The 26,042-nt window shown below is 55.0% G+C and carries 22 protein-coding genes; 15 read left to right on the top strand and 7 right to left on the bottom strand.

Going from position 1 to position 26,042, the window contains the following annotated elements; all coding sequences use genetic code 11:
- The first annotated feature begins 34 nt into the window (after positions 1–34).
- The 8 genes from csrD to tldD all read left to right on the top strand — a co-directional run bounded on the left by csrD (position 35) and on the right by tldD (position 12,300).
- Positions 35–1,975, top strand: a complete 1,941-nt coding sequence (gene csrD, locus ACOTXR_RS06525; RefSeq protein ID WP_058690875.1) for an RNase E specificity factor CsrD — start codon at positions 35–37, stop codon at positions 1,973–1,975.
- A gap of 282 nt (positions 1,976–2,257) precedes the next feature.
- The gene (mreB, locus tag ACOTXR_RS06520) at positions 2,258–3,301 is read left to right on the top strand and encodes a rod shape-determining protein MreB (protein ID WP_000913396.1); all 1,044 of its coding nucleotides are present in this window, start codon (positions 2,258–2,260) and stop codon (positions 3,299–3,301) included.
- A gap of 61 nt (positions 3,302–3,362) precedes the next feature.
- Complete coding sequence (gene mreC, locus ACOTXR_RS06515) at positions 3,363–4,379, top strand: rod shape-determining protein MreC (RefSeq protein WP_008502850.1); 1,017 nt, start codon at positions 3,363–3,365, stop codon at positions 4,377–4,379.
- Complete coding sequence (gene mreD / locus ACOTXR_RS06510) at positions 4,379–4,867, top strand: rod shape-determining protein MreD (RefSeq protein WP_008502849.1); 489 nt, start codon at positions 4,379–4,381, stop codon at positions 4,865–4,867. The genes mreC and mreD overlap by 1 nt, the downstream gene beginning before the upstream one ends.
- Before the next feature lie 10 nt (positions 4,868–4,877).
- Positions 4,878–5,471, top strand: coding sequence for a Maf family protein (locus ACOTXR_RS06505; RefSeq protein ID WP_058690876.1), 594 nt, complete (start codon positions 4,878–4,880; stop codon positions 5,469–5,471).
- On the top strand, positions 5,461–6,930 hold the full coding sequence (gene rng / locus ACOTXR_RS06500; RefSeq protein WP_014885432.1) for a ribonuclease G: 1,470 nt from the start codon (positions 5,461–5,463) through the stop codon (positions 6,928–6,930). The genes ACOTXR_RS06505 and rng overlap by 11 nt, the downstream gene beginning before the upstream one ends.
- Positions 6,931–6,972: 42 nt before the next feature.
- Entirely contained in the window at positions 6,973–10,770 is a 3,798-nt protein-coding gene (yhdP, locus tag ACOTXR_RS06495) for an AsmA2 domain-containing protein YhdP (RefSeq protein ID WP_058690877.1), read from the top strand.
- An 84-nt stretch (positions 10,771–10,854) separates the two neighbouring features.
- Positions 10,855–12,300: a metalloprotease TldD gene (gene tldD / locus ACOTXR_RS06490; RefSeq protein ID WP_421767003.1), complete on the top strand. Its 1,446-nt coding sequence runs from the start codon at positions 10,855–10,857 to the stop codon at positions 12,298–12,300.
- 51 nt (positions 12,301–12,351) lie between these two features.
- Here tldD and aaeR read toward each other — a convergent pair whose 3' ends face one another.
- Positions 12,352–13,278, bottom strand: a complete 927-nt coding sequence (aaeR, locus tag ACOTXR_RS06485; RefSeq protein WP_045134756.1) for an HTH-type transcriptional activator AaeR — start codon at positions 13,276–13,278, stop codon at positions 12,352–12,354.
- A gap of 179 nt (positions 13,279–13,457) precedes the next feature.
- On the opposite strand from aaeR, the gene aaeX reads away from it, so the two are divergent.
- The 5 genes from aaeX (at position 13,458) to ACOTXR_RS06460 (ending at position 18,435) form a co-directional block, all read left to right on the top strand.
- Positions 13,458–13,661 carry a p-hydroxybenzoic acid efflux pump operon protein AaeX gene (gene aaeX / locus ACOTXR_RS06480; protein ID WP_003860416.1) on the top strand — a complete coding sequence of 68 codons (204 nt, stop codon included), beginning with the start codon at positions 13,458–13,460 and terminating at the stop codon, positions 13,659–13,661.
- Between the two features lie 7 nt (positions 13,662–13,668).
- Positions 13,669–14,601, top strand: coding sequence for a p-hydroxybenzoic acid efflux pump subunit AaeA (gene aaeA, locus ACOTXR_RS06475; RefSeq protein ID WP_058690879.1), 933 nt, complete (start codon positions 13,669–13,671; stop codon positions 14,599–14,601).
- 5 nt (positions 14,602–14,606) lie between these two features.
- A complete protein-coding gene (gene aaeB, locus ACOTXR_RS06470) occupies positions 14,607–16,574 on the top strand; it encodes a p-hydroxybenzoic acid efflux pump subunit AaeB (protein WP_014885427.1) in 1,968 nt (655 codons plus the stop codon).
- An 89-nt stretch (positions 16,575–16,663) separates the two neighbouring features.
- The gene (locus ACOTXR_RS06465; protein WP_023337864.1) at positions 16,664–18,118 is read left to right on the top strand and encodes an NAD-dependent succinate-semialdehyde dehydrogenase; all 1,455 of its coding nucleotides are present in this window, start codon (positions 16,664–16,666) and stop codon (positions 18,116–18,118) included.
- A 44-nt stretch (positions 18,119–18,162) separates the two neighbouring features.
- Positions 18,163–18,435, top strand: coding sequence for a barstar family protein (locus ACOTXR_RS06460; protein WP_045281399.1), 273 nt, complete (start codon positions 18,163–18,165; stop codon positions 18,433–18,435).
- Positions 18,436–18,502: 67 nt separating this feature from the next.
- Here the strand turns inward: ACOTXR_RS06460 and yhcN (ACOTXR_RS06455) are convergent, their stop codons facing one another.
- The 3 genes from yhcN (ACOTXR_RS06455) to argR all read right to left on the bottom strand — a co-directional run bounded on the left by yhcN (ACOTXR_RS06455) (position 18,503) and on the right by argR (position 19,990).
- Positions 18,503–18,769: a peroxide/acid stress response protein YhcN gene (yhcN, locus tag ACOTXR_RS06455; protein WP_014885424.1), complete on the bottom strand. Its 267-nt coding sequence runs from the start codon at positions 18,767–18,769 to the stop codon at positions 18,503–18,505.
- A gap of 111 nt (positions 18,770–18,880) precedes the next feature.
- On the bottom strand, positions 18,881–19,144 hold the full coding sequence (gene yhcN / locus ACOTXR_RS06450) for a peroxide/acid stress response protein YhcN (protein WP_014885423.1): 264 nt from the start codon (positions 19,142–19,144) through the stop codon (positions 18,881–18,883).
- A gap of 375 nt (positions 19,145–19,519) precedes the next feature.
- Positions 19,520–19,990, bottom strand: coding sequence for a transcriptional regulator ArgR (gene argR, locus ACOTXR_RS06445; RefSeq protein ID WP_008502836.1), 471 nt, complete (start codon positions 19,988–19,990; stop codon positions 19,520–19,522).
- Between the two features lie 397 nt (positions 19,991–20,387).
- Here argR and mdh point away from each other — a divergent pair, with 397 nt between their 5' ends.
- Positions 20,388–21,326, top strand: coding sequence for a malate dehydrogenase (gene mdh / locus ACOTXR_RS06440; RefSeq protein WP_014885422.1), 939 nt, complete (start codon positions 20,388–20,390; stop codon positions 21,324–21,326).
- Positions 21,327–21,414: 88 nt separating this feature from the next.
- Here mdh and degS read toward each other — a convergent pair whose 3' ends face one another.
- The 3 genes from degS to zapG all read right to left on the bottom strand — a co-directional run bounded on the left by degS (position 21,415) and on the right by zapG (position 24,511).
- On the bottom strand, positions 21,415–22,482 hold the full coding sequence (degS, locus tag ACOTXR_RS06435; RefSeq protein ID WP_014885421.1) for an outer membrane-stress sensor serine endopeptidase DegS: 1,068 nt from the start codon (positions 22,480–22,482) through the stop codon (positions 21,415–21,417).
- 92 nt (positions 22,483–22,574) lie between these two features.
- Positions 22,575–23,942: a serine endoprotease DegQ gene (gene degQ / locus ACOTXR_RS06430; RefSeq protein WP_023331415.1), complete on the bottom strand. Its 1,368-nt coding sequence runs from the start codon at positions 23,940–23,942 to the stop codon at positions 22,575–22,577.
- A 170-nt stretch (positions 23,943–24,112) separates the two neighbouring features.
- Positions 24,113–24,511: a Z-ring associated protein ZapG gene (zapG, locus tag ACOTXR_RS06425; protein ID WP_010436126.1), complete on the bottom strand. Its 399-nt coding sequence runs from the start codon at positions 24,509–24,511 to the stop codon at positions 24,113–24,115.
- A 189-nt stretch (positions 24,512–24,700) separates the two neighbouring features.
- On the opposite strand from zapG, the gene zapE reads away from it, so the two are divergent.
- Positions 24,701–25,825, top strand: a complete 1,125-nt coding sequence (gene zapE / locus ACOTXR_RS06420; protein WP_058690881.1) for a cell division protein ZapE — start codon at positions 24,701–24,703, stop codon at positions 25,823–25,825.
- Positions 25,826–26,042: the final 217 nt, after the last annotated feature.

Genomic DNA, 26,042 nt, shown 5'->3' with positions numbered 1-26,042 from the left:
CGCTACCCCCTCAACCCACGGAGTAATCTCAAGGATGCGATTAACGACGAAGTTCTCGGCTTTTATCACCCTGCTAACGGGGCTGACCATCTTTGTCACGCTTCTGGGTTGCTCTTTGAGCTTTTATAACGCCATTCAGGACAAACTGGTCAACCGGGTGCAGTCTGTTGCGTCGGTCATTGATACGCGTCTGCTGACCACGCCACTCCCGGCGCTCTCCCGGGAACTGGATGAGCTGATGGTGCCGGTTGATATTATTCGGATCGATATTCAGCAGGGAAAGCATCAGGTTTTAAGCCATGAACGGCAGGGAAGTTATCGCCCTGCGGGCGTAGTGAGTCAGTACCGGGAAGTAACGGTCCACTCCCTTAAAAACCCGGGTATGACCATTCACATGGTCTATCTCGATCCGATGGCCAGCTATTTCCGTTCCATGATGACCACCGCGCCGCTCACGATCGCGGTTGCATTCATTATTCTGCTCATTTTTCTCGCGGTTCGCTGGTTGCGCCGCCAGCTCTCAGGGCAGGAACTGCTGGAAATCCGCTCCGTCCGCATCCTGAACGGTGAGCGCGGCCCGCAGGTGCGCGGCTCTGTTCATGAATGGCCGTCACGCACCAGCAGTGCGCTGGATACGTTGCTCTCAGAAATTCAGTTTGCCAGCGACCAGCGCAGCCGTATGGATACGCTGATCCGCTCTTATGCCGCGCAGGATAATAAAACAGGCCTTAACAACCGCCTTTTCTTTGATAATCAACTGGCCACGCTGCTCGACGATTCGGAAAAAGTGGGCACTCACGGCGTGGTGATGATGATTCGCCTGCCCGATTTCGATCTGCTGCGCGACACATGGGGGCAGCGGGCCGCGGAAGAAAATCTCTTTACGCTGATCAACCTGCTCTCCACCTTTATCATGCGCTACCCCGGGGCACTGTTGGCCCGCTATCACCGCAGCGACTTTGCCGTGTTATTGCCGCATCGCACGCTAAAAGAGTCGGAAAGCATTGCCAGCCAGCTGCTGAAGGCGGTAGACGCGCTGCCCCAGAGTAAAATGCTCGACCGCGACGACATGGTGCATATGGGGATCTGCGCCTGGCGTGGCGGTCAGTCGACGGAGCAGGTGATGGAGCATGCGGAATCGGCTACCCGCAACGCCGTGTTGCAGGGGGCGAACGGATGGGCCGTTTACGATGACTCGTTACCGGAAAAAGGGCGTGGAAACGTGCGGTGGCGTACGTTGATTGAGCAAATGCTGAGCCGCGGTGGGCCACGCATTTATCAAAAACCGGCGGTCATGAAAAACGGCTATGTCCATCATCGCGAACTGATGTGCCGTATTTTTGACGGTACGGAAGAGGTTATTTCTGCGGAATATCTGCCAATGGTGCTGCAATTCGGGCTGTCTGAAGAGTATGACCGCCAGCAAATTTCCCGCCTGATCCCATTTTTATCTTTCTGGCCGGAAGAAAGTCTGGCGTTACAGGTCACCGTTGAGTCGTTAATACGCCCGCGTTTTCAGCGCTGGTTGCGTGATACATTAATGCAATGCGAAAAATCGCAACGCAAACGCATTATTTTTGAACTTGCTGAGGCGGATGTGGGTCAACACATCAGCCGGTTACGTCCGGTGGTTCGTTTGATCAACGCGCTCGGTGCGCGTGTGGCGGTGACACAAGCTGGTTTAACGCTGGTCAGTACCGACTGGATCAAGGAACTGGATGTGGAGCTATTAAAGCTGCATCCAGGGCTGGTAAGAAATATTGAAAAGCGCACGGAAAACCAGCTGCTGGTTCAGAGTCTGGTTGAAGCGTGTAAAGGAACCCGAACACAAGTCTTTGCCGCGGGCGTGCGCTCCAGGGGCGAATGGCAGATGTTAACAGAGCGCGGTGTCATGGGCGGTCAGGGCGATTTTTTTGCCGCCTCTCAACCGCTTGACACCAACGTGAAAAAATATTTGCAAAGATACTCTGTTTGACCTGCCGTTTACGTTGTTTTCACGTAGAATATCGCGCCTGTAGCTTTGAGTATGTCGAGCAAAAAGCCAGTGAACGACCTTTAACGGGTTACAAAGGTCAGTAAGGAATGCTGCTGTTGACTCAGCCCTGAGGGAGTCAGGGATCAATTTTGTAACATCAGGAAACGTACTGCACAAATTTTCACCGTTGCAGATGATTTTTGCGCCTTGTCGCTGCTGCGTGTGGTTGGTAAAGTAAGCGGATTTTGTTTTCCGCCCCAGCTTTCAGGATTATCCCTTAGTATGTTGAAAAAATTTCGTGGCATGTTTTCCAATGACCTGTCCATTGACCTGGGTACCGCGAATACCCTTATTTACGTAAAAGGACAAGGCATCGTATTGAATGAGCCTTCTGTTGTGGCCATTCGTCAGGATCGTGCAGGCTCGCCGAAAAGCGTCGCCGCAGTGGGTCATGACGCGAAGCAGATGCTGGGTCGTACCCCTGGCAACATCGCCGCAATTCGCCCAATGAAAGACGGCGTTATCGCTGACTTCTTCGTGACTGAAAAAATGCTTCAGCACTTCATCAAGCAGGTTCACAGCAACAGCTTCATGCGTCCAAGCCCGCGTGTTCTGGTGTGTGTGCCGGTTGGCGCAACCCAGGTAGAACGTCGCGCAATCCGTGAATCTGCTCAGGGTGCGGGTGCTCGTGAAGTGTTCCTGATTGAAGAGCCAATGGCGGCGGCAATCGGTGCAGGTCTGCCTGTGTCTGAAGCAACCGGTTCAATGGTGGTGGATATCGGTGGTGGTACCACAGAAGTGGCCGTTATCTCTCTGAACGGTGTGGTGTACTCCTCCTCCGTACGTATCGGTGGTGATCGCTTCGATGAAGCCATCATTAATTACGTGCGCCGTAACTACGGCTCTCTGATCGGTGAAGCGACCGCAGAGCGTATCAAACACGAAATCGGCTCTGCTTATCCGGGCGATGAAGTGCGTGAGATCGAAGTGCGTGGTCGTAACCTGGCGGAAGGTGTGCCACGCGGCTTTACCCTGAACTCCAACGAAATTCTGGAAGCGCTGCAGGAACCGCTGACTGGCATCGTGAGCGCGGTAATGGTTGCGCTGGAACAGTGCCCACCAGAACTGGCGTCCGATATCTCCGAGCGCGGTATGGTTCTGACCGGTGGTGGTGCGCTGCTGCGTAACCTCGACCGCCTGTTAATGGAAGAGACAGGTATTCCTGTCGTAGTTGCAGAAGATCCACTGACTTGCGTCGCCCGTGGTGGTGGCAAGGCGCTGGAAATGATCGACATGCACGGCGGCGACTTGTTCAGCGAAGAGTAGTCATTGTGAAAGGGTAGCGAATCGCTACCCTTTCTCTCTGACACGAGAATACGCATAGCCTATGAAGCCAATTTTTAGCCGTGGCCCATCGCTACAGTTTCGCCTTATTCTGGCGGTTCTGGTTGCGCTTGGCGTCATTATTGCCGATAGCCGCCTCGGTACGTTTAGCCAGATCAGAACGTACATGGATACCGCCGTCAGTCCTTTCTACTTTATATCAAATGGTCCCCGTGAACTGCTCGACTCCGTTTCTCAAACGCTGTCTTCACGAGACCAGCTCGAACTTGAAAACCGGGCATTACGCCAGGAACTGCTGCTGAAAAACAGCGAACTGCTGATGCTGGGGCAATATAAGCAGGAAAACGCGCGTCTGCGTGAACTGCTCGGCTCGCCGCTGCGTCAGGATGAGCAGAAGATGGTCACCCAGGTGATCTCCACCGTGAACGATCCTTACAGCGATCAGGTTGTGATCGACAAAGGGAGTGTGAACGGTGTGTATGAAGGCCAGCCTGTAATCAGTGATAAAGGCGTAGTGGGGCAGGTTGTTGCCGTCGCCAAGCTGACCAGCCGCGTGCTGCTGATTTGCGATGCCACGCATGCGCTGCCTATCCAGGTCCTGCGTAACGATATCCGCGTGATTGCGGCCGGTAACGGCTGTACGGACGATCTGCAGCTGGAGCACCTGCCTGCGAACACGGACATCCGTGTCGGTGATGTCCTGGTGACTTCCGGTTTGGGTGGACGCTTCCCTGAGGGTTACCCGGTTGCGGTGGTCTCTTCCGTGAAGCTCGATACTCAACGTGCGTACACCGTCATTCAGGCTCGTCCGACTGCGGGTTTACAGCGTCTGCGCTACCTGCTGCTGCTCTGGGGTGCCGATCGTAATGGCACGAATCCGATGACGCCTGAAGAGGTGCACCGTGTCGCAAACGAACGCCTGATGCAGATGATGCCGCAGGTTCTTCCACCTGCGGACTCCATGGGGCCACCTGCGCCAGTGCCCGCGCCGGCAACCGGGTTAACGCAGCCGCTGCCTGATGCGCCGCCACCGCCTAAACTCTCTTCGGGAGGGCAGTAGTGGCAAGTTATCGTAGCCAGGGACGCTGGGTCATCTGGCTCTCGTTCCTCATTGCACTGTTGCTGCAGATTATGCCCTGGCCGGATAACATTCTCGTTTTCCGGCCAAACTGGGTCTTGCTCATTTTACTTTACTGGATCCTTGCCCTGCCGCACCGCGTAAATGTCGGCACGGGTTTTGTTATGGGTGCCATACTGGATCTCATTAGTGGCTCTACGCTGGGCGTTCGCGCCCTGTCCATGAGCATTATTGCGTACCTCGTCGCACTAAAATTCCAGCTCTTTCGTAACCTCGCGCTCTGGCAACAGGCCCTGGTCGTGATGTTGTTGTCGCTTGCTGCGGATATCGTTGTTTTCTGGGCAGAGTTTTTAGTGATCAACGTCTCTTTCCGACCGGAAGTGTTCTGGAGTAGTGTAGTAAACGGTGTGCTCTGGCCGTGGCTGTTCCTGCTGATGCGTAAGGTTCGCCAGCAGTTTGCCGTGCAATAAAAAGGTTTCTATGACGTCTTTGTATCTCGCTTCCGGTTCCCCGCGCCGTCAGGAACTCCTGACCCAGTTAGGGGTATCTTTTGAACGCATCGTGACCGGCATTGAAGAAAAACGTGCTGAGGGCGAAAGTGCGCAGCAATATGTCTCTCGCCTGGCGCGCGAGAAAGCGCAGGCGGGCGTGGCGTTAGTGCCCCGCGATCTGCCGGTGCTGGGAGCAGATACCATCGTTATCCTTAATGGTGAAGTGCTTGAGAAACCGCACGATACCGAACATGCGACGCGTATGCTGCGCAAAATGTCCGGGCAAACGCATCAGGTAATGACGGCGGTCGCGCTGGCGGATAGCCAGCACGTGCTGGATTGTCTGGTGGTAACCGATGTCACGTTCAGAGTACTTACCGACGACGAGATCGCCGCTTATATTGCCAGCGGTGAACCGATGGATAAAGCAGGTGCATACGGTATTCAGGGGCTGGGTGGCTGTTTTGTCAGGAAGATTCATGGCAGCTATCACGCCGTAGTCGGCTTACCGCTGGTGGAAACGTATGAGTTGCTGAGCAATTTTAACTCACTGCGTGAGGGAAGGGATAATTATGACGGCTGAATTGTTGGTAAACGTAACGCCATCGGAAACCCGTGTGGCCTATATTGACGGTGGCATTCTTCAGGAAATTCATATTGAGCGTGAAGCGCGGCGCGGAATAGTAGGCAATATCTACAAAGGTCGTGTCAGTCGTGTACTGCCGGGTATGCAGGCGGCTTTTGTAGATATTGGTCTGGATAAGGCGGCATTTTTACATGCCTCCGATATCATGCCGCACACCGAGTGCGTTGCAGGCGAAGAGCAAAAGCAGTTTGCCGTGCGCGATATTTCCGAACTGGTGCGTCAGGGCCAGGACTTAATGGTGCAGGTGGTGAAAGATCCTCTGGGCACCAAAGGCGCTCGTCTGACCACCGACATCACCTTACCCTCCCGTTATCTGGTCTTTATGCCCGGCGCGTCACACGTCGGCGTTTCGCAGCGCATTGAGAGCGAAAGCGAGCGCGAGCGTCTGAAGAAAGTGGTCAGCGCCTACTGCGATGAACAGGGCGGGTTTATTATCCGCACCGCCGCGGAAGGGATCAGCGAAGACGATCTGGCATCCGATGCCGCATACCTTAAGCGCGTCTGGACCAAAGTGATGGAGCGTAAAAAACGCAACCAGACCCGCTACCAGCTTTACGGTGAGCTGGCGCTGGCTCAGCGCGTTCTGCGTGACTTTGCCGATGCGCAGCTCGACCGCATTCGCGTGGACTCTCGCCTGACGTATGAAGCGCTGCTGGAATTTACCGCTGAATACATCCCGGAAATGCCGGGCCTGCTGGAGCACTACACCGGGCGTCAGCCTATCTTCGATCTCTATGATGTCGAAAACGAGATCCAGCGTGCCCTGGAGCGTAAGGTTGAGCTCAAGTCCGGCGGGTATCTGATTATCGATCAGACCGAAGCGATGACCACCGTCGATATCAACACCGGCGCGTTTGTTGGCCATCGCAACCTCGATGACACCATCTTCAACACCAACATTGAAGCCACGCAGGCGATTGCCCGCCAGCTGCGTCTGCGCAATCTCGGCGGCATTATCATCATCGACTTCATCGATATGAGTAATGAAGATCACCGCCGCCGCGTGCTGCATTCACTGGAGCAGGCGCTGAGTAAGGATCGCGTGAAAACCAGCATTAACGGTTTCTCGCAGCTGGGGCTGGTGGAAATGACGCGTAAACGCACCCGAGAAAGCGTTGAGCATGTGCTGTGTAATGAATGCCCAACCTGCCATGGACGCGGAACGGTAAAGACGGTTGAGACCGTCTGCTACGAAATTATGCGTGAAATCGTCCGTGTTCATCACGCCTACGACTCCGACCGTTTTCTGGTCTATGCTTCCCCTGCGGTGGCGGAAGCGTTGAAAGGCGAAGAGTCGCACGCGCTGGCGGAAGTGGAAATCTTTGTCGGCAAACAGGTAAAAGTACAAATTGAACCGCTCTATAACCAGGAGCAGTTTGACGTTGTGATGATGTAAAACGCAGTACGCTGCGTGACTAAAGCTGACAAGGAGAGATGCGTGAGGCGATTGCCGGGGATTTTATTGCTTACAGGGGCAACGCTGGTCGTGATTGTCGCGTTGCTCGTGAGCGGGCTACGCCTCGTTTTGCCGCATCTCGACAGCTGGCGTCCGCAGCTGCTGGCAAAAATCGAATCCACCACCGGTGTGCCGGTGGACGTAAGCCAGCTAAGCGCCAGCTGGCAAAATTTTGGCCCGACGCTCGACGTCCGGGATATCAATGCCAGCCTGAAAGATGGCGGCCATCTGAAAATCAAACGCGTGACCCTGGCGCTGGACGTCTGGCAAAGCCTGCTGCATCTGCGCTGGCAGTTTCGCGATCTCACCTTTTACCAGCTTCAGTTTCTGACCAATACGCCGCTGACGGGCGGTGAGGATAATCAGGGCCTGGAAGCCAACCGCTTCAGCGATCTCTTCCTCCGCCAGTTCGATCATTTCGATCTGCGCGACAGCGAAGTGAGCTTTATTACCCTTTCCGGCCAGCGCGCCGAACTGGCGATCCCACAGCTAACCTGGCTTAACGGCAAGAACCGACACCGCGCGGAAGGACTGGTGAGCCTGTCCAGCCTGAACGGCCAGCACGGCGTGATGCAGGTACGTATGGATCTGCGCGACGATGACGGCCTGCTAAACAACGGTAAAGTCTGGCTGCAGGCCGACGATGTGGACGTGAAGCCCTGGCTCGGCGACTGGTTACAGCAAAACATGCAGCTGGAAACCGCCCGCTTCAGCCTTGAGGGCTGGCTAACCCTGACGAAAGGAAAATTCGCCAGCGGCGATATCTGGCTGAAGCAAGGGGGCGCAAGCTGGAAGGGCGAAAATCAGCAGCATCAGCTTTCCGTCGATAGCCTCACCGCGCATGTGACGCAGGAGAAAGAGGGCTGGCAGTTTGCTATTCCGGATACGCGCATCACGATGGACGGCAAGCCGTGGCCGCGCGGTGCGCTGACGCTGGCCTGGATGCCGGAGCAGGACGTGGGCGGCGCGGCCAGTAAACGCAGCGATGAGCTGCGTATCCGCGCCAGTAACCTGGATCTGACAGCCATCGAAGGCCTGCGCTCGATGGCGGCGAAACTCTCCCCGGAACTGGGCGAGATTTGGCTGGCAACGCAGCCGAGCGGCAAGATTGATGCGCTGGCGCTGGATATCCCGCTTCAGGCCACAGAGAAAACCCGTTTCCAGGCCTCGTGGAACGATCTTGCCTGGAAGCAGTGGAAGCTGCTTCCAGGGGCCGAGCACTTCAGCGGCAAGCTGGAAGGTAGCGTGGAAAACGGCAGGCTGACGGTGGATATGCACCACGCCAAAATGCCTTACGAGACGGTCTTCCGTGCGCCGCTGGAAATTGAACAGGGCAATGCGGTGCTGAACTGGCTCCGTAATGATAAGGGCTTCCAGCTTGATGGCAGGCATATCGACGTCAAAGCCAAAGCGGTGCATGCACGCGGCGATTTCCGCTACCTGCAGCCAGATGGCGATGAGCCCTGGCTGGGTATTCTGGCCGGCATCAGTACCGATGATGGTTCTCAGGCCTGGCGCTATTTTCCGGAAAACCTGATGGGGAAAGCGCTGGTCGACTATCTGAGCGGCGCGATTCAGGGCGGTCAGGCGGATAATGCCACACTGGTCTACGGTGGTAATCCGCACCTTTTCCCGTACAAACATAATGAAGGTCAGTTCCAGGTGCTGGTGCCGCTGCACAACGCCACCTTCGCGTTCCAGCCTGGCTGGCCTGCGCTGAAAAACCTGGATATCGAACTTAACTTCCTCAATGACGGCTTATGGATGAAGTCTGACAGCGTTGCGCTGGGCGGCGTGACGGCCAGCAACCTGACGGCTAACATCCCGGACTACTCAAAAGAGAAGCTGCTTATCGATGCCGACATCAACGGTCCAGGTAAAGCGGTGGGGCCGTACTTTGAGGAGACGCCGCTGAAAGAGTCGCTGGCGGCGACGCTGCAGCAGCTCCAGCTTGATGGCGATGTGAATGCTCGCTTACATCTTGATATCCCGCTGGACGGTGAGATGACCACCGCCAAAGGTGACGTCCGTCTGAAGAACAACAGTCTGTACATTAAACCGCTTGAGAGCACCCTGAAAAACCTCAGCGGGCAGTTCAGTTTTGTGAATGGTAACCTCAAGAGCGAGCCGCTGACTGCCAGCTGGTTTAATCAGCCGGTGAATATTGACTTCACAACCACTGAGGGTGAAAAAGCTTACCAGGTGGCCGTCAATCTTGACGGTAACTGGCAGCCTGCGCGTATGGACGTCCTGCCGAAGCCAATTGAGGCGTCAGTGGATGGCGCGGTAGCCTGGAATGGCAAAGTGGCTATTGAGCTGCCTTATCACGCAGGCGTGCAGTATAAGGTCGACATCACGGGTGACCTGAAAAACATCCACAGCCAGTTGCCCGCGCCGCTGGATAAACAGGCCGGACAATCGCTGCCGGTGAAGGTCGACGTCGATGGCAACCTGAACAGCTTTGCGTTGACCGGAAATGCGGGCAGCACAAACCATTTCAACAGCCGCTGGCTGCTTAATCGCAAACTCACCCTCGACAGGGCTATCTGGACGACGGACAGCAAAACCACGCCACCGCTGCCCGACCATGAGGGCGTTGAGCTCAATCTTCCGCCGATGGATGGCGCGGAGTGGCTGGCGCTGTTCCAGAAAGGCGTTGGACAAAACGTGGATGAAGCCGCCCAGTTCCCGCAAACCGTTACGGTACGCACGCCGTCGCTGATGTTGGGCGGACAGCAGTGGAACAACCTTAGCATTGTTTCTCAGCCCACCGCGAATGGCTCCAAAGTGGAGGCGCAGGGCCGGGAGATCAACGGCACGCTTACCATGCGTAATAACGCGCCGTGGCAGGCAGCGATTCGCTATCTCTACTACAACCCGGCCACCGCGAGTAAAGATCAACCGGCGAACACATCGCCGCTGAGTCAAGCCTCCCGTGTCGATTTTAGCGGCTGGCCCGATCTCCAGCTGCGCTGCGCGGAATGCTGGCTGTGGGGGCAAAAATATGGCCGTATCGACGGCGATTTTGCCATCCAGGGGAATACGCTTACGCTCTCCGGCGGCCTGGTCGATACCGGTTTTGGCCGCATGACGGCCGCAGGGGAATGGGTCAATAACCCTGGCGAACAGCGGACCTCCCTGAAGGGCGACATTAAAGGCAACAAACTGGATGCGGCAACCAATTTCTTTGGCATCACTACGCCGCTGCGGGGATCGTCATTTGACGTGAATTACGATCTTCACTGGCGAGACGCGCCGTGGAAGCCAGACGAAGCGTCACTGAACGGTATTTTAAAAACCCGCTTTGGCAAGGGTGAAATCGCCGATGTGAGCACGGGGCGCGCCGGGCAGATCCTGCGCCTGCTGAGTTTTGATGCGCTGCTGCGCAAGCTGCGCTTCGATTTCAGCGACACCTTCAGCGAAGGTTTCTACTACGATTCCATCCGCAGCACGGCGTGGATAAAGGACGGCGTGATGCATACGGATGACACGCTGGTAGACGGCCTGGAAGCGGATATCGCCATGAAAGGCTCAGTCAATCTGGTACGCCGTGAGCTGGATATGGAAGCCGTGGTGGCGCCGGAAATTTCCGCGAGCGTGGGCGTGGCGGCGGCGTTTGTGGTGAACCCGATAGTCGGTGCGGCGGTATTTGCTGCCAGTAAAGTGCTGGGCCCGCTGTGGAGCAAAGTCTCGATTCTGCGCTATCGCATTACCGGTCCGGTGGATAAACCTCAGATTAACGAGGTACTGCGCCAGCCGCGCAAAGATGCACAGCAATGATTTGACGTGGGCAGGTAATTGCCTCACTCTCAATAAATACGATTTTTATACCGCCACGGGCGGCAACGAACGAGTAGCAATACGATGAGTCTGAACCTGGTAAGTGAACATTTGCTCGCAGCGAACGGCCTGAGCCATCAGGACCTGTTCTCCATTCTTGGTCAACTGACCGAACGCCGTCTCGACTACGGCGATCTCTATTTCCAGTCGAGCTATCACGAATCCTGGGTTTTAGAAGACAGCATCATCAAAGATGGTTCTTATAACATTGACCAGGGCGTCGGCGTGCGCGCCGTCAGCGGTGAGAAAACCGGTTTTGCCTATGCCGACCAGATTAGCCTGGCTGCACTGGAGCAAAGTGCGCAGGCTGCGCGTACCATTGTGCGTGATACTGGCGATGGCCGTGTGAAAACCCTCGGTGAAGTGTCGCACTCTGCGCTCTATACCAGTATCGATCCGCTGCAAAGCATGAGCCGCGAAGAGAAGCTGGATATTTTGCGCCGCGTGGACAAAGTGGCGCGTGCTGCAGATAAACGCGTTCAGGAAGTCTCTGTCAGCCTGAGCGGTGTTTATGAACTGATTCTGGTGGCGGCAACGGACGGTACGCTGGCCGCCGATGTGCGTCCGCTGGTGCGTCTTTCCATCAGCGTGCAGGTTGATGACAACGGTAAACGCGAGCGTGGCTCCAGCGGCGGCGGCGGTCGTTTCGGCTATGACTGGTTCCTGGGCGATGTAGATGGCGAAGCGCGCGCTGACGCGTGGGCAAAAGAAGCCGTGCGTATGGCACTGGTGAATCTTAATGCTGTTGCGGCTCCCGCCGGGACATTCCCGGTGGTGCTGGGCGCAGGCTGGCCGGGCGTGCTGCTGCACGAAGCGGTGGGCCACGGTCTGGAAGGCGACTTTAACCGTCGCGGGACATCCGTGTTCAGCGGTCAGATTGGACAGCTCGTCTCCTCTGAGATGTGCACCGTGGTGGATGATGGCACTATGCCTGACCGTCGCGGTTCGGTGGCTATCGATGATGAAGGTACGCCAGGCCAGTACAATGTGCTGATTGAAAACGGCGTGCTGAAAGGTTACATGCAGGACAAACTCAACGCGCGCCTGATGGGCGTCGCGCCAACGGGTAATGGCCGTCGTGAATCTTACGCGCACCTGCCAATGCCGCGCATGACCAATACTTACATGTTGCCGGGCAAATCCACGCCGCAGGAGATTATCGAGTCTGTAGATTACGGTATCTTTGCGCCAAACTTTGGCGGCGGCCAGGTGGACATCACCTCCGGTAAATTTGTCTTCTCTACCTCAGAAGCGTATCTGATTGAGAAGGGAAAAGTGACCAAAGCGGTAAAAGGTGCGACCCTGATTGGTTCCGGTATCGAAGCCATGCAGCAGATCTCTATGGTCGGTTACGATCTGAAGCTGGACAACGGCGTGGGCGTCTGCGGTAAAGAGGGCCAGAGCCTGCCGGTTGGCGTCGGCCAGCCAACCCTGAAAGTGGATAATCTGACGGTGGGCGGTACAGCGTAGTTTTTCACCGCCTCACCCTAACCCTCTCCCCAACGGGGAGAGGGGAAAGGCCTATTCTTTCCTTCTTCCCCGCATCCCCTGAAACAGTTCTGCCACGTCCACAAAATAGTCGGTCAGATAGTTGATACACACCTGCACTTTGAGCGGCAGCTTGTCCTTTTCGGTATACAGGGCGTAGACCGGGCGCGGATCGGATTGATAGCGAGGGAAAAGGATCTCCAGCACGCCGCTGTTGATCTCATTGATCACCCACATCAACGGTACGTAGGCGATCCCGGCCCCGGCTACCAGCCAGCGCGAAATGGTCATCGGATCGTTAGTGACAAACCTCCCCTCCGGCAGCAGTTTGGTGGAGATCCCTTCCGGGGCAATCAGCTCGAATTCATTGTCGGGTCGCACGCTGTACTCCAGCCAGGAGTGGTTGGTGAGATCCGCGGGTTTCTCCGGAACGCCGTACTGCGCAAGATAGCTTTTCGAGGCGCAGACAACCATCGGCATGCTGCCCAGTCGACGCGAGAAGAGGCTGGAATCCTGCAACGCCCCCACGCGGATCACCACGTCCAGACCATCGGCGATCAGATCCGGCGCCGGGATACCCGTCACCAGATTGACGGTAAGCCCGGGGTACTCCTTCAGCATATCCGCGGTCATGGCAGCGAGTACATTTTGTGCCATAGTTGAAGAACACCCTATACGGAGTGTGCCGATCGGGGTGTTGTTAAAGGCGTAGAGCTGTTCATGGACGTCCTGCACTTCGTGCATCATGCGTCGGCAGCCCTGATAGTAAATTTTACCCGCCTCCGTCAGCCCAATGCTGCGGGTACTGCGGTTGAGCAGCTTGACCTGTAACTCATCTTCCAGTTTAGAGACCGTCTGGCTAATGGATGAGACGCTCATCTGAAGCTGACGTGCCGCGGCGGTAAACGAACCCAGTTCAACCACTTTGGCGAAGACCGACATGCGTTTTAAACGTTCCATTGTTCACTCTGGCTTAAAAGTGATTTAGATCACATATTATAGATAACAGCATAACAGTTACGTTAATATATTATTAATTACATAACGGCTGCGCCATTCTCGCCCGACGTTTCTTGCTCTTCTGCGATGGCGTGCGCTAAAAAATTCTGAAGCCTGCACTCTCTCTTATCAAGGTCAACATGAGTCTGTTTCCCGTTATCGTGGTGTTCGGTCTGTCGTTCCCACCGATATTTTTCGAGCTACTTTTATCACTGGCGATCTTCTGGCTGGTGCGCAAGGTGCTGGTCCCTACCGGGATTTACGATTTCGTCTGGCACCCTGCATTGTTCAATACCGCGCTGTATTGCTGCCTGTTTTACCTGATATCGCGCATGTTTGTCTGAGGTTGATGTGAAAACGCTAACAAGAAAAATCTCCCGCACTGCCATCACGATGGCGCTGGTTATCCTCGCCTTCATCGCTATTTTTCGTGCCTGGGTCTATTACACCGAATCACCGTGGACGCGTGATGCGCGCTTCAGCGCTGATGTCGTGGCCATCGCCCCCGATGTGGCTGGTCTAATCACGGCGGTGAATGTTCACGATAACCAGCTGGTGAAAAAAGATCAGGTTCTGTTCACCATCGACCAGCCTCGTTACCTGAAGGCGCTGGAAGAAGCGGAAGCAGATGTCGCCTATTACCAGGCGCTGGCATCGGAAAAACGCCGTGAGGCGGGCCGCCGTAACCAGTTGGGCGTTCAGGCCATGTCCCGTGAAGAGATAGACCAGTCTAACAACGTGCTGCAAACCGTGCTGCACCAGCTGGCGAAAGCGCAAGCCACGCGCGATCTCGCTAAGCTCGATCTGGAGCGCACCGTGATCCGCGCGCCATCCGACGGCTGGGTCACTAACCTCAATGTCTATGCCGGGGAGTTTATTACCCGTGGCTCCACTGCCGTGGCGCTGGTTAAACAGAACTCCTTCTACGTGCTCGCCTATATGGAAGAGACCAAGCTGGAAGGCGTGCGTCCGGGTTATCGTGCGGAAATCACGCCGCTGGGCAGTAACCGCGTCTTCAAAGGTACCGTCGACAGTGTCGCTGCAGGGGTGACCAACTCCAGCAGCTCTAACGATACTAAAGGAATGGCGACGGTGGATTCCAACCTGGAATGGGTGCGTCTGGCGCAGCGTGTGCCGGTACGTATTCACCTTGATGAACAGCAGGGCAACCTGTGGCCAGCGGGGACCACGGCGACGGTGGTGATCACCGGTGAAAAAGATCGGGATGCCAGCCAGGACTCCTTCTTCCGTAAAATTGCCCATCGCCTGCGCGAGTTTGGTTAATCGCCATGGGTATCTTTTCCATCGCCAGCCAGCACATTCGCTTCGCCGTGAAGCTGGCCTGTGCCATTGTGCTGGCGCTGTTTGTTGGCTTTCACTTCCAGCTTGAAACCCCTCGCTGGGCGGTCCTGACGGCTGCAATAGTTGCGGCGGGTCCTGCCTTTGCCGCGGGTGGGGAACCCTATTCTGGCGCGATCCGCTATCGTGGGATGCTGCGTATCATCGGGACGTTTATCGGCTGTTTCGCGGCACTCACCATTATTATTCTGATGATCCGCACGCCATTGCTGATGCTGATGGTGTGCTGTATCTGGGCGGGTTTCTGCACCTGGATTTCGTCTCTGGTGAAAGTGGAAAACTCCTACGCCTGGGGGCTGGCGGGTTATACCGCGCTGATTATTATCATCACCATTCAGTCTGAACCTTTGCTCGCGCCGCAGTTTGCCGTGGAGCGCTGCAGCGAGATTGTGATCGGTATTGTGAGTGCGATTGTCGCTGACCTGCTTTTCTCTCCACGCTCCATCAAACAGGAAGTCGACCGTGAACTTGACGCGCTGATCGTTGCCCAGTACCAGCTGATGCAGCTGTGCATTAAGCATGGCGACAGTGAAGAGGTGGATAACGCCTGGAGCGGGCTGGTTCGCCGGACGCAGGCGCTGGAGGGGATGCGTAGCAACCTCAACATGGAGTCCTCGCGCTGGGCCCGTGCGAACCGCCGCCTGAAAGCCCTCAATACTGTCTCCCTGACGCTGATTACCCAGGCGTGTGAAACGTATCTCATCCAGAACACCCGTCCGGAAGCGGTCACCGATACGTTCCGTGAGCTGTTTGCCGAGCCGGTGGAAACCGTGCAGGACGTGCATAAACAGCTTAAGCGTATGCGTCGGGTGATCGCCTGGACCGGGGAGCGCGACACGCCGGTGACCATCTACACCTGGGTCGGGGCCGCGACGCGCTATCTGCTGCTGAAACGTGGCGTGATCGGCAACACCAAAATTAGCGCGGCGGAAGAAGAGGTCCTCCAGGGTGAAGTGGTCATCAAGGCCGAATCTGCCGAACGCCACCACGCGATGGTCAACTTCTGGCGTACCACGCTTGCCTGTATGCTCGGTACGCTGTTCTGGTTGTGGACAGGCTGGACGTCTGGCAGCGGCGCGATGGTGATGATTGCCGTTGTGACCGCACTGGCGATGCGTCTGCCTAACCCCCGTATGGTTGCCGTTGATTTCCTCTACGGTACCATTGCCGCCCTGCCGATAGGGGCGCTTTATTTCCTGGTCATCATCCCGTCGACGCAACAAAGCATGTTGCTGCTCTGTATTAGCCTGGCGGTGATGGCGTTCTTTATCGGCATTGAAGTGCAAAAGCGTCGCCTGGGATCGCTGGGGGCGCTGGCGAGTACGATTAACATCATCGTGCTCGATAACCCGATGACTTTCCATTTCAGCCAGTTCCTCGACAGCGCGCTGGGCCAACTGGTGGGCTGTTTCCTGGCGATGATGGTCATTCTGCTGGTGCGAGATAACTCACAGGCGCGGACGGGGCGTGTGTTATTGAATCAGTTTGTTTCTGCCGCCGTGTCGTCGATGACCACCAATACCGCGCGTCGTAAAGAGAACCACCTCCCGGCGCTCTATCAGCAGCTGTTTTTACTGCTGAACAAGTTTCCGGGCGACATCGCGAAGTTCCGCCTGGCGTTAACCATGATTATCGCGCACCAGCGTCTGCGCAGTGCACCGGTGCCGATCAACGACGATCTCTCCGCCTGGCACCGTCAGCTGCGTCGTACCGCGGACCATGTGCTTTCCGCCAGCAGTGATGACAAACGTCGCCGTTACTTTACGCAGCTGCTTGAAGAGCTCGATATCTATCAGGAAAAGCTTAAGCACTGGGATGCACCGCTTCAGGTCACCGAACCGGTAGGGCGGCTGGCGCTGATGCTGCGTCGCTATCAAAATGCTCTCACCGATAACTGACTGAAGTAAAAAAACCGACGCCAAAAGCGTCGGTTTTTTTGTGGCTATACTTATTCCAGCACGTTCTTACATTCAGAAAGGGAGGACACATGACGACCCAGGCGCTTCAGGACAATACCCTTTTTCAGACCGGCTATCTGGTTAACGGCCTCTGGAAACCGCTGGATACGACGTTTGATGTGCTTAACCCGGCTACCGGGGAAGTCATCGCCCGCGTCGCGAAAGCCGGCAAAGCAGAGACCGAAGCAGCAATTGCTGCCGCCACCCAGGCTTTCCCTGCATGGCGCGCCAAAACCGCGAAAGAGCGTTCGGCCATTCTTTATCGCTGGTACGAACTGATTATTGAGAATAAAAGCTGGCTCGGACGGCTAATGACCACCGAACAGGGTAAGCCCCTGAAAGAAGCGGAAGGTGAAGTGGAGTACGCCGCCAGCTTTATCCAGTGGTTTGCCGAAGAGGCCAAGCGTGCGAACGGTGAAATTATTCCGCCGATCAAACCCGGCTCGCGCATTCTGGCGACCCGTGAACCGATAGGTGTTGTCGCGGCTATCACGCCGTGGAACTTCCCGATGGCGATGCTCACCCGCAAGTTAGGCCCGGCGCTGGCAGCCGGATGCACCGGGGTAATCAAACCGGCCAATAACACGCCGCTCAGCGCTTTTGCGCTGCTGACGCTGGCAAAACAGGCCGGCGTACCGGATGGGGTACTCAACGCGGTCGCCGGGAATACGCACGAAATCAGCGACGCGATTATGGCCAGCCGGGACGTGCGAAAAATCTCCTTCACCGGCTCGACATCGGTTGGCAAAACGCTGGTGCGTAACGCCGCAGAAACCATGAAAAAAGTCTCGATGGAGCTGGGGGGAAATGCTCCGTACATCGTCTTTGAGGATGCAGACATCGACGCGGCTGTGAAAGGCGCGATCGCCAATAAGTTTCGCAATGCCGGGCAGGTGTGCGTCAGCGTGAACCGCTTCTATATTCAGGAAACCGTCTACGACAAATTCGTGAATAAACTTGCTGATGCAGTGAATGCGCTGAAGGTGGGAAATGGTCTTGAGGACGGCGTCGTCGTCGGGCCGTTGATTGAAGGCGCAGCGGTCGACAAGGTACGTGAACATGTTGACGACGCTGTTGCGCGTGGCGCAACCGTGCTGGCGGGCGGTAAACCTCATTCCCTTGGCGGCAATTTCTGGATGCCAACCGTACTGGGGGACTGTCATGAAGGGATGAAGCTGGCAGAAGAGGAGACGTTTGGCCCGGTCGCGGCGTGCTTCCGTTTCACTTCAGAAGATGAAGTCATCCAGCGTGCCAACAACACGCCTTATGGTCTGGCGGCGTACTTCTATACACAGAATCTCTCGCGGGTCTTCCGCGTTTCACAGGCAATTGAAAGCGGAATGATTGGGATTAACGAGTGCGCCGTCTCCACAGAGCTGGGGCCCTTTGGCGGCGTAAAAGAATCCGGCCTGGGGCGTGAGGGATCGGTGCTGGGGCTGGAAGAGTATCTGGAAGTTAAAACCCTGCATATCGGGGGATTATAATAGATGGAGCGGCATCTGCCGCTCGCCTGGACTGGTGGCTGGTAATGAAAACCTATACCTTTGATTTTGATGAGATAGACAGTCAGGAAGACTTCTACCGGGAATTTACACGGGTGTTTGATCTTGAACAACAAAGCGTGACGAACCTGGATACGCTGTGGGATGTGGTAACCGGCAGTCTGTTGCCGCTACCGCTGGAAATAGAGTTTATCCATCTGCCCGATAAGCTGCGCAGACGTTTCGGGGCGCTGATATTACTGTTCGATGAAGCGGAAGAAGAGCTGGAAGGACAACTGCGTTTCAATGCTCGCCACTGAGCAAGCCATAAAAAAGCCCCTGACCATCAGGCCAGGGGCAAGTCGTATGATGAGATACGACGAGGGTTTATTTATACAGTTCTGCCGTGGCATGCCAGTGGTCACCCTGATTCAGTTCGGTGACGCGATAGCTGCTGGCGCCTGCTTTTTCAGCTTTGGCGGCAAGTTCCTGACGGATATCCATCGGTGAGCCGGTGACCGACGTGACGGATACGCTGCCCATACGCTGCAGATTTTGTGCCTGGTCGGCATTCACTTGCTGTACGGCTGCGCTTGCGCCGAAAGAGAGAACGGATGCCAGACCGAGGGTTGCGATGATCAATTTGGTTTTCATAGTCTTTACTCCTGGAAAAGGTTTTTTGCTCAACGGCGAGAAGGGTTGAACCGCTATTTTTATGCCTGGTGCCGTTGAGTGGAGAATTACATCTTCAGTGATAACTAAAACTTATTTGTACAGCTCTGCGGTTGCGTGCCAGTGGTCACCGGAACGCGCTTCGATGATGCGATAAGATGATGCACCTTTTTCTTCCGCTTTTTTGTTCAGCATTTCATGCATGTCCATTGGCGACGTGCCGACTGCACCGACCGAAACCGTACCGATTGCCTCACGGGATTGTGCCTGGTCAGCATTAATAGCGTCAGCCGCGAAAGCACCGAAGGACAGGACAGACAGGACGCTCAGCGCCGCTACAGTAGTTTTGATTTTCATGATTCTTACCTCGTCGAATTTTTTAGTGGGGTCTTGTTTCGTGACCCTCATCACAAAATCAAGTATACACTAATAACGGCAAAAATTAATACCAGGCTAATGGTTTCCTGTGTTATTACGTGTTAAACACACCGTTTTTTATAACCAAAATGCATAATATTGAGTGATTTTTGAGCTTTAGGTGTGTTTAAATCTAAGTAAATCATATGGATATCTGATTTTGATTTTTTGTGCGATTTTTTGATTTATCATTCACCAGGTGAATGTTAATAGGTGGTAAAAAGCACTATTTGTTAAAACCAGAGGCAGTGGAATGCAGGGGAAAACGAGGCTGGAGCAGGATGTTCCCCGTAGCAGCGCTACGGGGAGAGAGGATTACAGTTCCTGTTCGAACAGAACCAGAATCGCTTCGTGGAGATCTTTTACGGAGAAACCGCTGGCCGGGGTGGTAAAAATGGTGTCGTCGCCTGCGATGGTACCCAGGATGCCCTCCGTTTTACCTAACGAGTCCAGCATGCGGGCAATCAGCTGTGCGGCACCAGGGCTTGTGTGGATCACCACCACGGCGTCGTTATAGTCGATATCCAGAACCAGATTTTTGAGGGGGCTGGAAGTGGTCGGCACGCCAAGTTCAGCCGGCAGGCAATAGACCATCTCCATCTTCGCGTTACGGGTACGTACCGCGCCAAACTTAGTTAACATGCGGGAGACTTTCGACTGATTGATGTTATCGAAACCTTGTTCCTGCAGCGCCTGAACAATTTCTCCCTGAGAACTGAATTTCTCTTCTTTGAGTAGCGCTTTAAACGCCTTTACTAATTCTTCTTGCTTAGACGAGCTTCGCATAAGTCACCCGGAATATGACGAAAGAAACAACATTATTATGCATGTGGATGAATTTTTATGCAAATTATCTACTCAGCGCAAGGCTGAAATAATGTTATGAAAGGGAGTGATTTTATCAGATTTCGTTATCAGAAAACATGCCTGGGTCACGCCACGCAAATAAGCTTAAAAGTAAATTAAATGTTATCAAAATGATGTTGTTTTGGTGGCGGGGCAGGGTGTATTGTAACCACCTCTTAATGCGTTGCCTTCTGTCGTCAGATAGCCTTCTGATGAGAGATAAAGACGCGTGACCTCAAATTCTTTAGCTTCGAAAATTGTAATTAAAGACTTGCTGAATTAAGGTCGCGGCAACGGATTTACAGATACTTAAGTTAACCATAATAAGGAGTTTAGGATGAAAGTCGCAGTCCTCGGCGCTGCTGGTGGTATCGGCCAGGCGCTTGCCCTACTACTGAAAACCCAACTGCCTTCAGGCTCAGAACTCTCCCTGTACGATATTGCTCCGGTAACCCCAGGTGTGGCGGTTGACCTGAGCCACATCCCGACAGCTGTAAAAATCAAAGGCTTCTCCGGTGAAGATGCACGTCCTGCACTGCAGGGTGCTGACGTGGTGCTGATTTCTGCAGGCGTGGCGCGTAAGCCAGGCATGGATCGTTCAGACCTGTTCAACGTCAACGCGGGCATCGTAAAAAACCTGGTGCAGCAGATCGCTGAAGTCTGCCCGAAAGCGTGCATCGGCATCATCACTAACCCAGTGAACACGACCGTCGCTATCGCGGCAGAAGTGCTGAAGAAAGCAGGTGTTTACGATAAAAACAAACTGTTCGGCGTGACCACGCTGGATATCATCCGTTCCAACACCTTTGTTGCTGAGCTGAAAGGCAAACAGCCAACAGAAGTGGAAGTGCCAGTCATTGGCGGTCACTCTGGTGTCACCATTCTGCCTCTGCTGTCGCAGATCCCAGGCGTGAGCTTCACCGAGCAGGAAGTGGCTGACCTGACCAAACGTATCCAGAACGCGGGCACCGAAGTGGTGGAAGCGAAGGCGGGTGGCGGTTCTGCAACGCTGTCTATGGGCCAGGCGGCGGCACGTTTCGGTCTGTCACTGGTTCGCGCTCTGCAGGGCGAAAAAGGCGTTGTTGAATGCGCTTACGTTGAAGGCGATGGCGAACATGCCCGCTTCTTCTCTCAGCCGCTGCTGCTGGGTAAAAATGGTATTGAAGAACGTAAGTCTATCGGTACGCTGAGCGCGTTTGAGCAAAACGCGATGGAAGGCATGCTGGATACGCTGAAGAAAGATATCACGCTGGGCGAAGAGTTCGTTAATAAGTAAAACGAGCCAACTGCCGTAGGCCGGGTAAGCGTTAGCGCCACCCGGCAAAAAAACCGAAGCACTGACTGGCTTCGGTTTTTTATGGCTGTTAGTTTGTTGCCGGATATTCCTGAACCGTCACATGCAGCGTCAGTTTTTTATCGTTACGCATGACTTCAACAGGGATGATCGAACCCGGACGAATTTCTGCCACCTGGTCCATCGTCTCCAGGGCAGAGACGGCCGGTGTGCCGTTAACCGAGACAATGACATCATTCACCTGAATCCCCGCGTTAGCCGCCGGACCGCCAGGCGATACCTCGTTGACCACAATGCCCTGAATCTGATCGATACCGCCGCCCTGGGTATGCATCGGTGCAATTTCGCGCCCGCCAATGCCGATATAGCCGCGGATGACGCGCCCGTCGCGAATCAGCTTATCCATAATCTTGGTCGCCAGCTGGAAGGGAATAGCAAAGCCGATCCCCTCCGGCGTCTCGCCGTCGTTGCTCTTATCGAACGAGAGGGTATTGATGCCCATCAGTTCGCCCAGCGAGTTAACCAGCGCGCCACCCGAGTTACCGTGGTTGATTGACGCATCGGTTTGCAGGAAATTCTGCCGCCCTGACGGGTTAAGGCCAATTCGACCGGTTGCGCTGATAATCCCCTGCGTGATCGTCTGGCCGAGGTTGTAAGGGTTACCGATAGCCAGGACCACATCGCCAATGTGTGGCGTGCGTTTGCGGTTAATCGGAATGACCGGCAAACCCCCGGTGGCATTGATTTTGAGCACGGCAAGGTCGGTCAGGCTGTCAGAACCCACCAGCAATGCTTCAAACACGCGGCCATCCTGCAGGGCAACGATGATTTGGTCGGCATCGTTGATCACATGTTTGTTGGTAATAATGTAGCCGCGCTCGTCCATAATCACCCCGGAGCCCAGCGTGCGGATCTCAAGCTGGTTATGGGCCGAGCTATTGAGGCCGCGGTTATAAACGTTAACCACGGCAGGGGCGGCACGGCGAACGGCCGTGTTATAGGTTGCTGGCGTTTCATCCGCGCTGTCGAACTGGGGAGCGGACAGTTTATTGAACTGACGCAAAGACGGCATCGCCAGCAGCAGCAGGCCAGCGACAATCAAACCGATAACAATGGAACGTAAGAGCTTTGAAAGCATGATGCGCGTGTCGTGATAAAAGGAACGATTTGCAGCATAACATGAGTTATCCGGACATCACACGCAGCGGTGATGTCCGGGATAGCAAATGCTTAGCGCAACAGAATGTAGATGGACTCATTGCCGCGCATCACCTGCAGGGCAATGACCGCCGGCTTGCTCTCCAGCACTTTGCGAAGTTCAGCGATGGATTGCACGCGATTACGGTTTACGCCAATGATGACGTCTTCCTGATGCAATCCGGCCTGCGCGGCAGGGCTGCTCTTCTCAACGGTGTCGATGCGAATGCCTTTCGTACCGTCTTTCAGTTGTCCGTCGCTCAACGTCGCCCCTTGCAGCGCAGGGGCGATAAGCTCCGCGCTGGCCGATGACGAGGTACTCTTATCCAGTGTCACTTCGACGTTCAACGGCTTACCGTCACGGATCAGACCGAGTTTCACCTTCGCACCGGGCTCAGTCGTGGCAATACGCGAGCGCAATTCAGCAAAGCTGCTCAATGGCTTATCGTTGAGGCTGACGATTACATCGCCTGATTTGATGCCTGCTTTTGCCGAGCCGGAGTTTGGCAGCACTTCACTGACAAAAGCACCACGCTGCACGTTAATATTGAACGCTTTCGCAATATCCGCACTCATCTCCATGCCTTTGATACCCAACAGCCCGCGTTTGACTTCGCCAAACTGGATAAGCTGCTGTGCCAGCGTTTTGGCCATATTGCTCGGGATAGCAAAGCCGATCCCGATACTGCCGCCGCCCGGCGCCAGTATCGCTGTGTTAATCCCAATCAGCTCACCGTTAAGGTTGAGCAACGCCCCGCCGGAGTTCCCGCGGTTGATCGAGGCATCGGTCTGGATAAAGTTTTCCAGACCTTCCAGATTCAGGCCGCTACGCCCCAGCGCAGAGATAATGCCGGAGGTGGCGGTTTGTCCTAAACCAAAGGGGTTGCCCACGGCAACGGCAAAATCACCGACGCGGAGTTTGTCGGAATCCGCAATGGCAATCTGGGTCAGGTTGCTCGGGTTTTGTACCTGCAGCAGTGCGATGTCACTCTGGTCATCACCGCCAATCAGTTTGGCGTCAAATTCGCGACCATCGTTCAACTGTACGCTGATTTTATCGGCCTGGCTGATGACATGATTGTTGGTCAGGATATAGCCTTTGGCCGCATCAATAATGACGCCTGAACCCAGACCTTCAAAGGGTTGTGCCTGCTGGTCAGGGCCCTCATCGCCAAAATATTTTTTCAGTTCTTCCGGTACGCGCTGGCTTTGTACTGCCGTACCTTCAACCTGCACGCTGACAACCGCAGGCAACACTTTTTCCAGCATCGGCGCGAGGCTTGGAATGGCTGCTTGTCCCGGCACCTGTGAGGGCAACGCCGCACTGGCAGGGAAGGACGCCGAGAGGGATAACCCGACACTTAACGCTAAAGCGCTCAACAGCTGGTTTTTTTTCTTCATTGGTGCTGACTCTCGTATCCTGGAATGAAAGAAGAACGGCCCAAAATCATAATGATGTTATTGAATTTTATACCGCTGAACAATGAGGCGTTTGACTAAATAATAGCTGGGGACGGGAAGAAAGGACGGGCGCAAGGGATGCGCCCGTAAAATATATTCAGGTTGTGCGATTAATCGCGTTTTGCGCCACCGCGTAGCAGACCGGATGCGCCGTCAGAATAGTCACGAGGCATCTGAACCGGAGCCTGATCGTTACCGGCCTCCGAGTCTGCCAGACGGTTGCGGAACGGGTTCGTTTCCGCGGTCATTTCCGGCAGCAGGCTGCTGGAGCTCTTCGCCATATGCTGATACAGCTGACGGTAGTCGGTTGCCATATTGTCCAGCAGCTCAGCGCTACGGGCAAAGTGGCTAACCAGCTCTTCGCGATACTCTTCCAGCTCTGCTTTGTTCTTTTCCAGTTCGTACTGCAGTGACTGCTGCTGACGCAATTTGCGGTTACCGAAACGCATGGCCACAGCACCGATCACGATGCCGACGACTAAACCGATTAGCGCATATTCCCAGGTCATGAACTTCTCCCGTTGTCTTGTTGTTCCGTAGGGTGTTGGCTCGGCTCCTGCCTGTGCCTGATAATGCCACTATAACCGCTATTTCCGCAGAAGTGGAATCCTGACGTATCATCGCGTAGTGTAGAACGGCCTTTTTTTCATCAGTCACGCCTGCTGGTGAGCGTTAATTGAAGGAATAACAATAAGATTATGCAAAACCTGTCCCCTGCGTCGCGATATCAACAGGCCCTTAACGAGGGCACGCACCAACCAGATGATGTTCAACGTGAGGCGGTAAACCGCCTGGAGATGATTTATCAGGAACTCACGGCAAAACCCGCTGACGTTGATCAGAGCAGTGGGCTAAAAGCGGCATTTGGACGATTGCTCGGTAAAAAAACGCCACAGACTCAGGCTCCGGTGCGTGGTTTATATATGTGGGGCGGGGTCGGGCGCGGAAAAACCTGGCTGATGGACCTGTTCTATCTCAGCCTGCCTGGCGCACGTAAGCAGCGTCTGCACTTTCACCGTTTTATGCTGCGGGTGCATGAGGAACTGACCGCGCTGCAGGGCAAAAGCGATCCGCTGGAGACTGTGGCCGACAGATTCAAGGCGGAAACAGACGTGCTCTGCTTCGATGAGTTTTTTGTGTCTGACATCACCGACGCCATGCTGCTAGGCGGCCTGATGAAAGCCCTGTTCGCCCGAGGGATCACGCTGGTGGCGACTTCGAATATTCCGCCCGACGAGCTCTATCGCAACGGCCTGCAACGGGCGCGCTTCTTGCCCGCTATTGATGCTATCAAGCAACACTGCGACATCATGAACGTGGATGCCGGGGTGGATTACCGGTTACGCACGCTGACCCAGGCCCATTTGTGGCTTTCACCGCTCAATGCGCAGACTACCCGCGAGATGGATAAACTGTGGCTGGCGCTGGCGGGCGCAAAACGTGAACATGCTCCGACGCTGGAGATAAACCATCGCCCGTTGCCAACGCTCGGCGTCGAAAACCAAACGCTGGCGGTCTCCTTTACGACGCTCTGCGTGGATGCCCGTAGTCAGCACGACTACATTGCGCTTTCGCGTCTCTTCCACACCGTGATGGTACTGGATGTGCCGGTGATGACGAAACTGATGGAAAGTGAAGCGCGACGCTTCATTGCCCTGGTGGACGAGTTTTATGAGCGCCACGTTAAGCTGGTGGTCAGCGCCGAGGTACCTTTATATGAGATCTACCAGGGCGAGCGGCTTAAGTTTGAGTTCCAGCGCTGCCTGTCGCGCCTGCAGGAGATGCAGAGCGAGGAATACCTGAAGCGGGAGCATATGCCATAAATGCCACCCTCTCCCGTGGAAAGGGGCTGGGGGTGAGATAAATGCTCCCCTCTCCCTGTGGGAGAGGGGCCGGGGGTGAGGGCACCAGACCACACAATACTTAACCCCGAAAAACCCATTCCAAATCACATTTAAGGGTCGATCTTTGACCTCAACTTCTCTATAATCTTGCGACCCCACGTTACGAGAAGGTTTTTTTCCCGAAACTTTCTATGTG

Origin of the sequence: Enterobacter cloacae complex sp. IR53030, assembly GCF_049238365.1 — a bacterium.
GTDB lineage: Bacteria > Pseudomonadota > Gammaproteobacteria > Enterobacterales > Enterobacteriaceae > Enterobacter > Enterobacter kobei.
Note: the sequence above shows the minus strand (reverse complement) of the source record. Positions and strands in the feature narration are given on the sequence as shown.

Coding starts and splice junctions, on each gene's coding strand:
- yhcN (WP_014885423.1), bottom strand. CDS start 19,144: ATGAAAATCAAAACTACTGTAGCGGCGCTGAGCGTCCTGTCTGTCCTG.
- degQ (WP_023331415.1), bottom strand. CDS start 23,942: ATGAAGAAAAAAAACCAGCTGTTGAGCGCTTTAGCGTTAAGTGTCGGG.
- ACOTXR_RS06465 (WP_023337864.1), top strand. CDS start 16,664: ATGACGACCCAGGCGCTTCAGGACAATACCCTTTTTCAGACCGGCTAT.
- rng (WP_014885432.1), top strand. CDS start 5,461: ATGACGGCTGAATTGTTGGTAAACGTAACGCCATCGGAAACCCGTGTG.
- mreB (WP_000913396.1), top strand. CDS start 2,258: ATGTTGAAAAAATTTCGTGGCATGTTTTCCAATGACCTGTCCATTGAC.
- ACOTXR_RS06505 (WP_058690876.1), top strand. CDS start 4,878: ATGACGTCTTTGTATCTCGCTTCCGGTTCCCCGCGCCGTCAGGAACTC.
- yhcN (WP_014885424.1), bottom strand. CDS start 18,769: ATGAAAACCAAATTGATCATCGCAACCCTCGGTCTGGCATCCGTTCTC.
- zapE (WP_058690881.1), top strand. CDS start 24,701: ATGCAAAACCTGTCCCCTGCGTCGCGATATCAACAGGCCCTTAACGAG.
- aaeB (WP_014885427.1), top strand. CDS start 14,607: ATGGGTATCTTTTCCATCGCCAGCCAGCACATTCGCTTCGCCGTGAAG.
- csrD (WP_058690875.1), top strand. CDS start 35: ATGCGATTAACGACGAAGTTCTCGGCTTTTATCACCCTGCTAACGGGG.
- mdh (WP_014885422.1), top strand. CDS start 20,388: ATGAAAGTCGCAGTCCTCGGCGCTGCTGGTGGTATCGGCCAGGCGCTT.
- ACOTXR_RS06460 (WP_045281399.1), top strand. CDS start 18,163: ATGAAAACCTATACCTTTGATTTTGATGAGATAGACAGTCAGGAAGAC.
- tldD (WP_421767003.1), top strand. CDS start 10,855: ATGAGTCTGAACCTGGTAAGTGAACATTTGCTCGCAGCGAACGGCCTG.
- degS (WP_014885421.1), bottom strand. CDS start 22,482: ATGCTTTCAAAGCTCTTACGTTCCATTGTTATCGGTTTGATTGTCGCT.
- aaeR (WP_045134756.1), bottom strand. CDS start 13,278: ATGGAACGTTTAAAACGCATGTCGGTCTTCGCCAAAGTGGTTGAACTG.
- mreC (WP_008502850.1), top strand. CDS start 3,363: ATGAAGCCAATTTTTAGCCGTGGCCCATCGCTACAGTTTCGCCTTATT.
- zapG (WP_010436126.1), bottom strand. CDS start 24,511: ATGACCTGGGAATATGCGCTAATCGGTTTAGTCGTCGGCATCGTGATC.
- aaeX (WP_003860416.1), top strand. CDS start 13,458: ATGAGTCTGTTTCCCGTTATCGTGGTGTTCGGTCTGTCGTTCCCACCG.
- argR (WP_008502836.1), bottom strand. CDS start 19,990: ATGCGAAGCTCGTCTAAGCAAGAAGAATTAGTAAAGGCGTTTAAAGCG.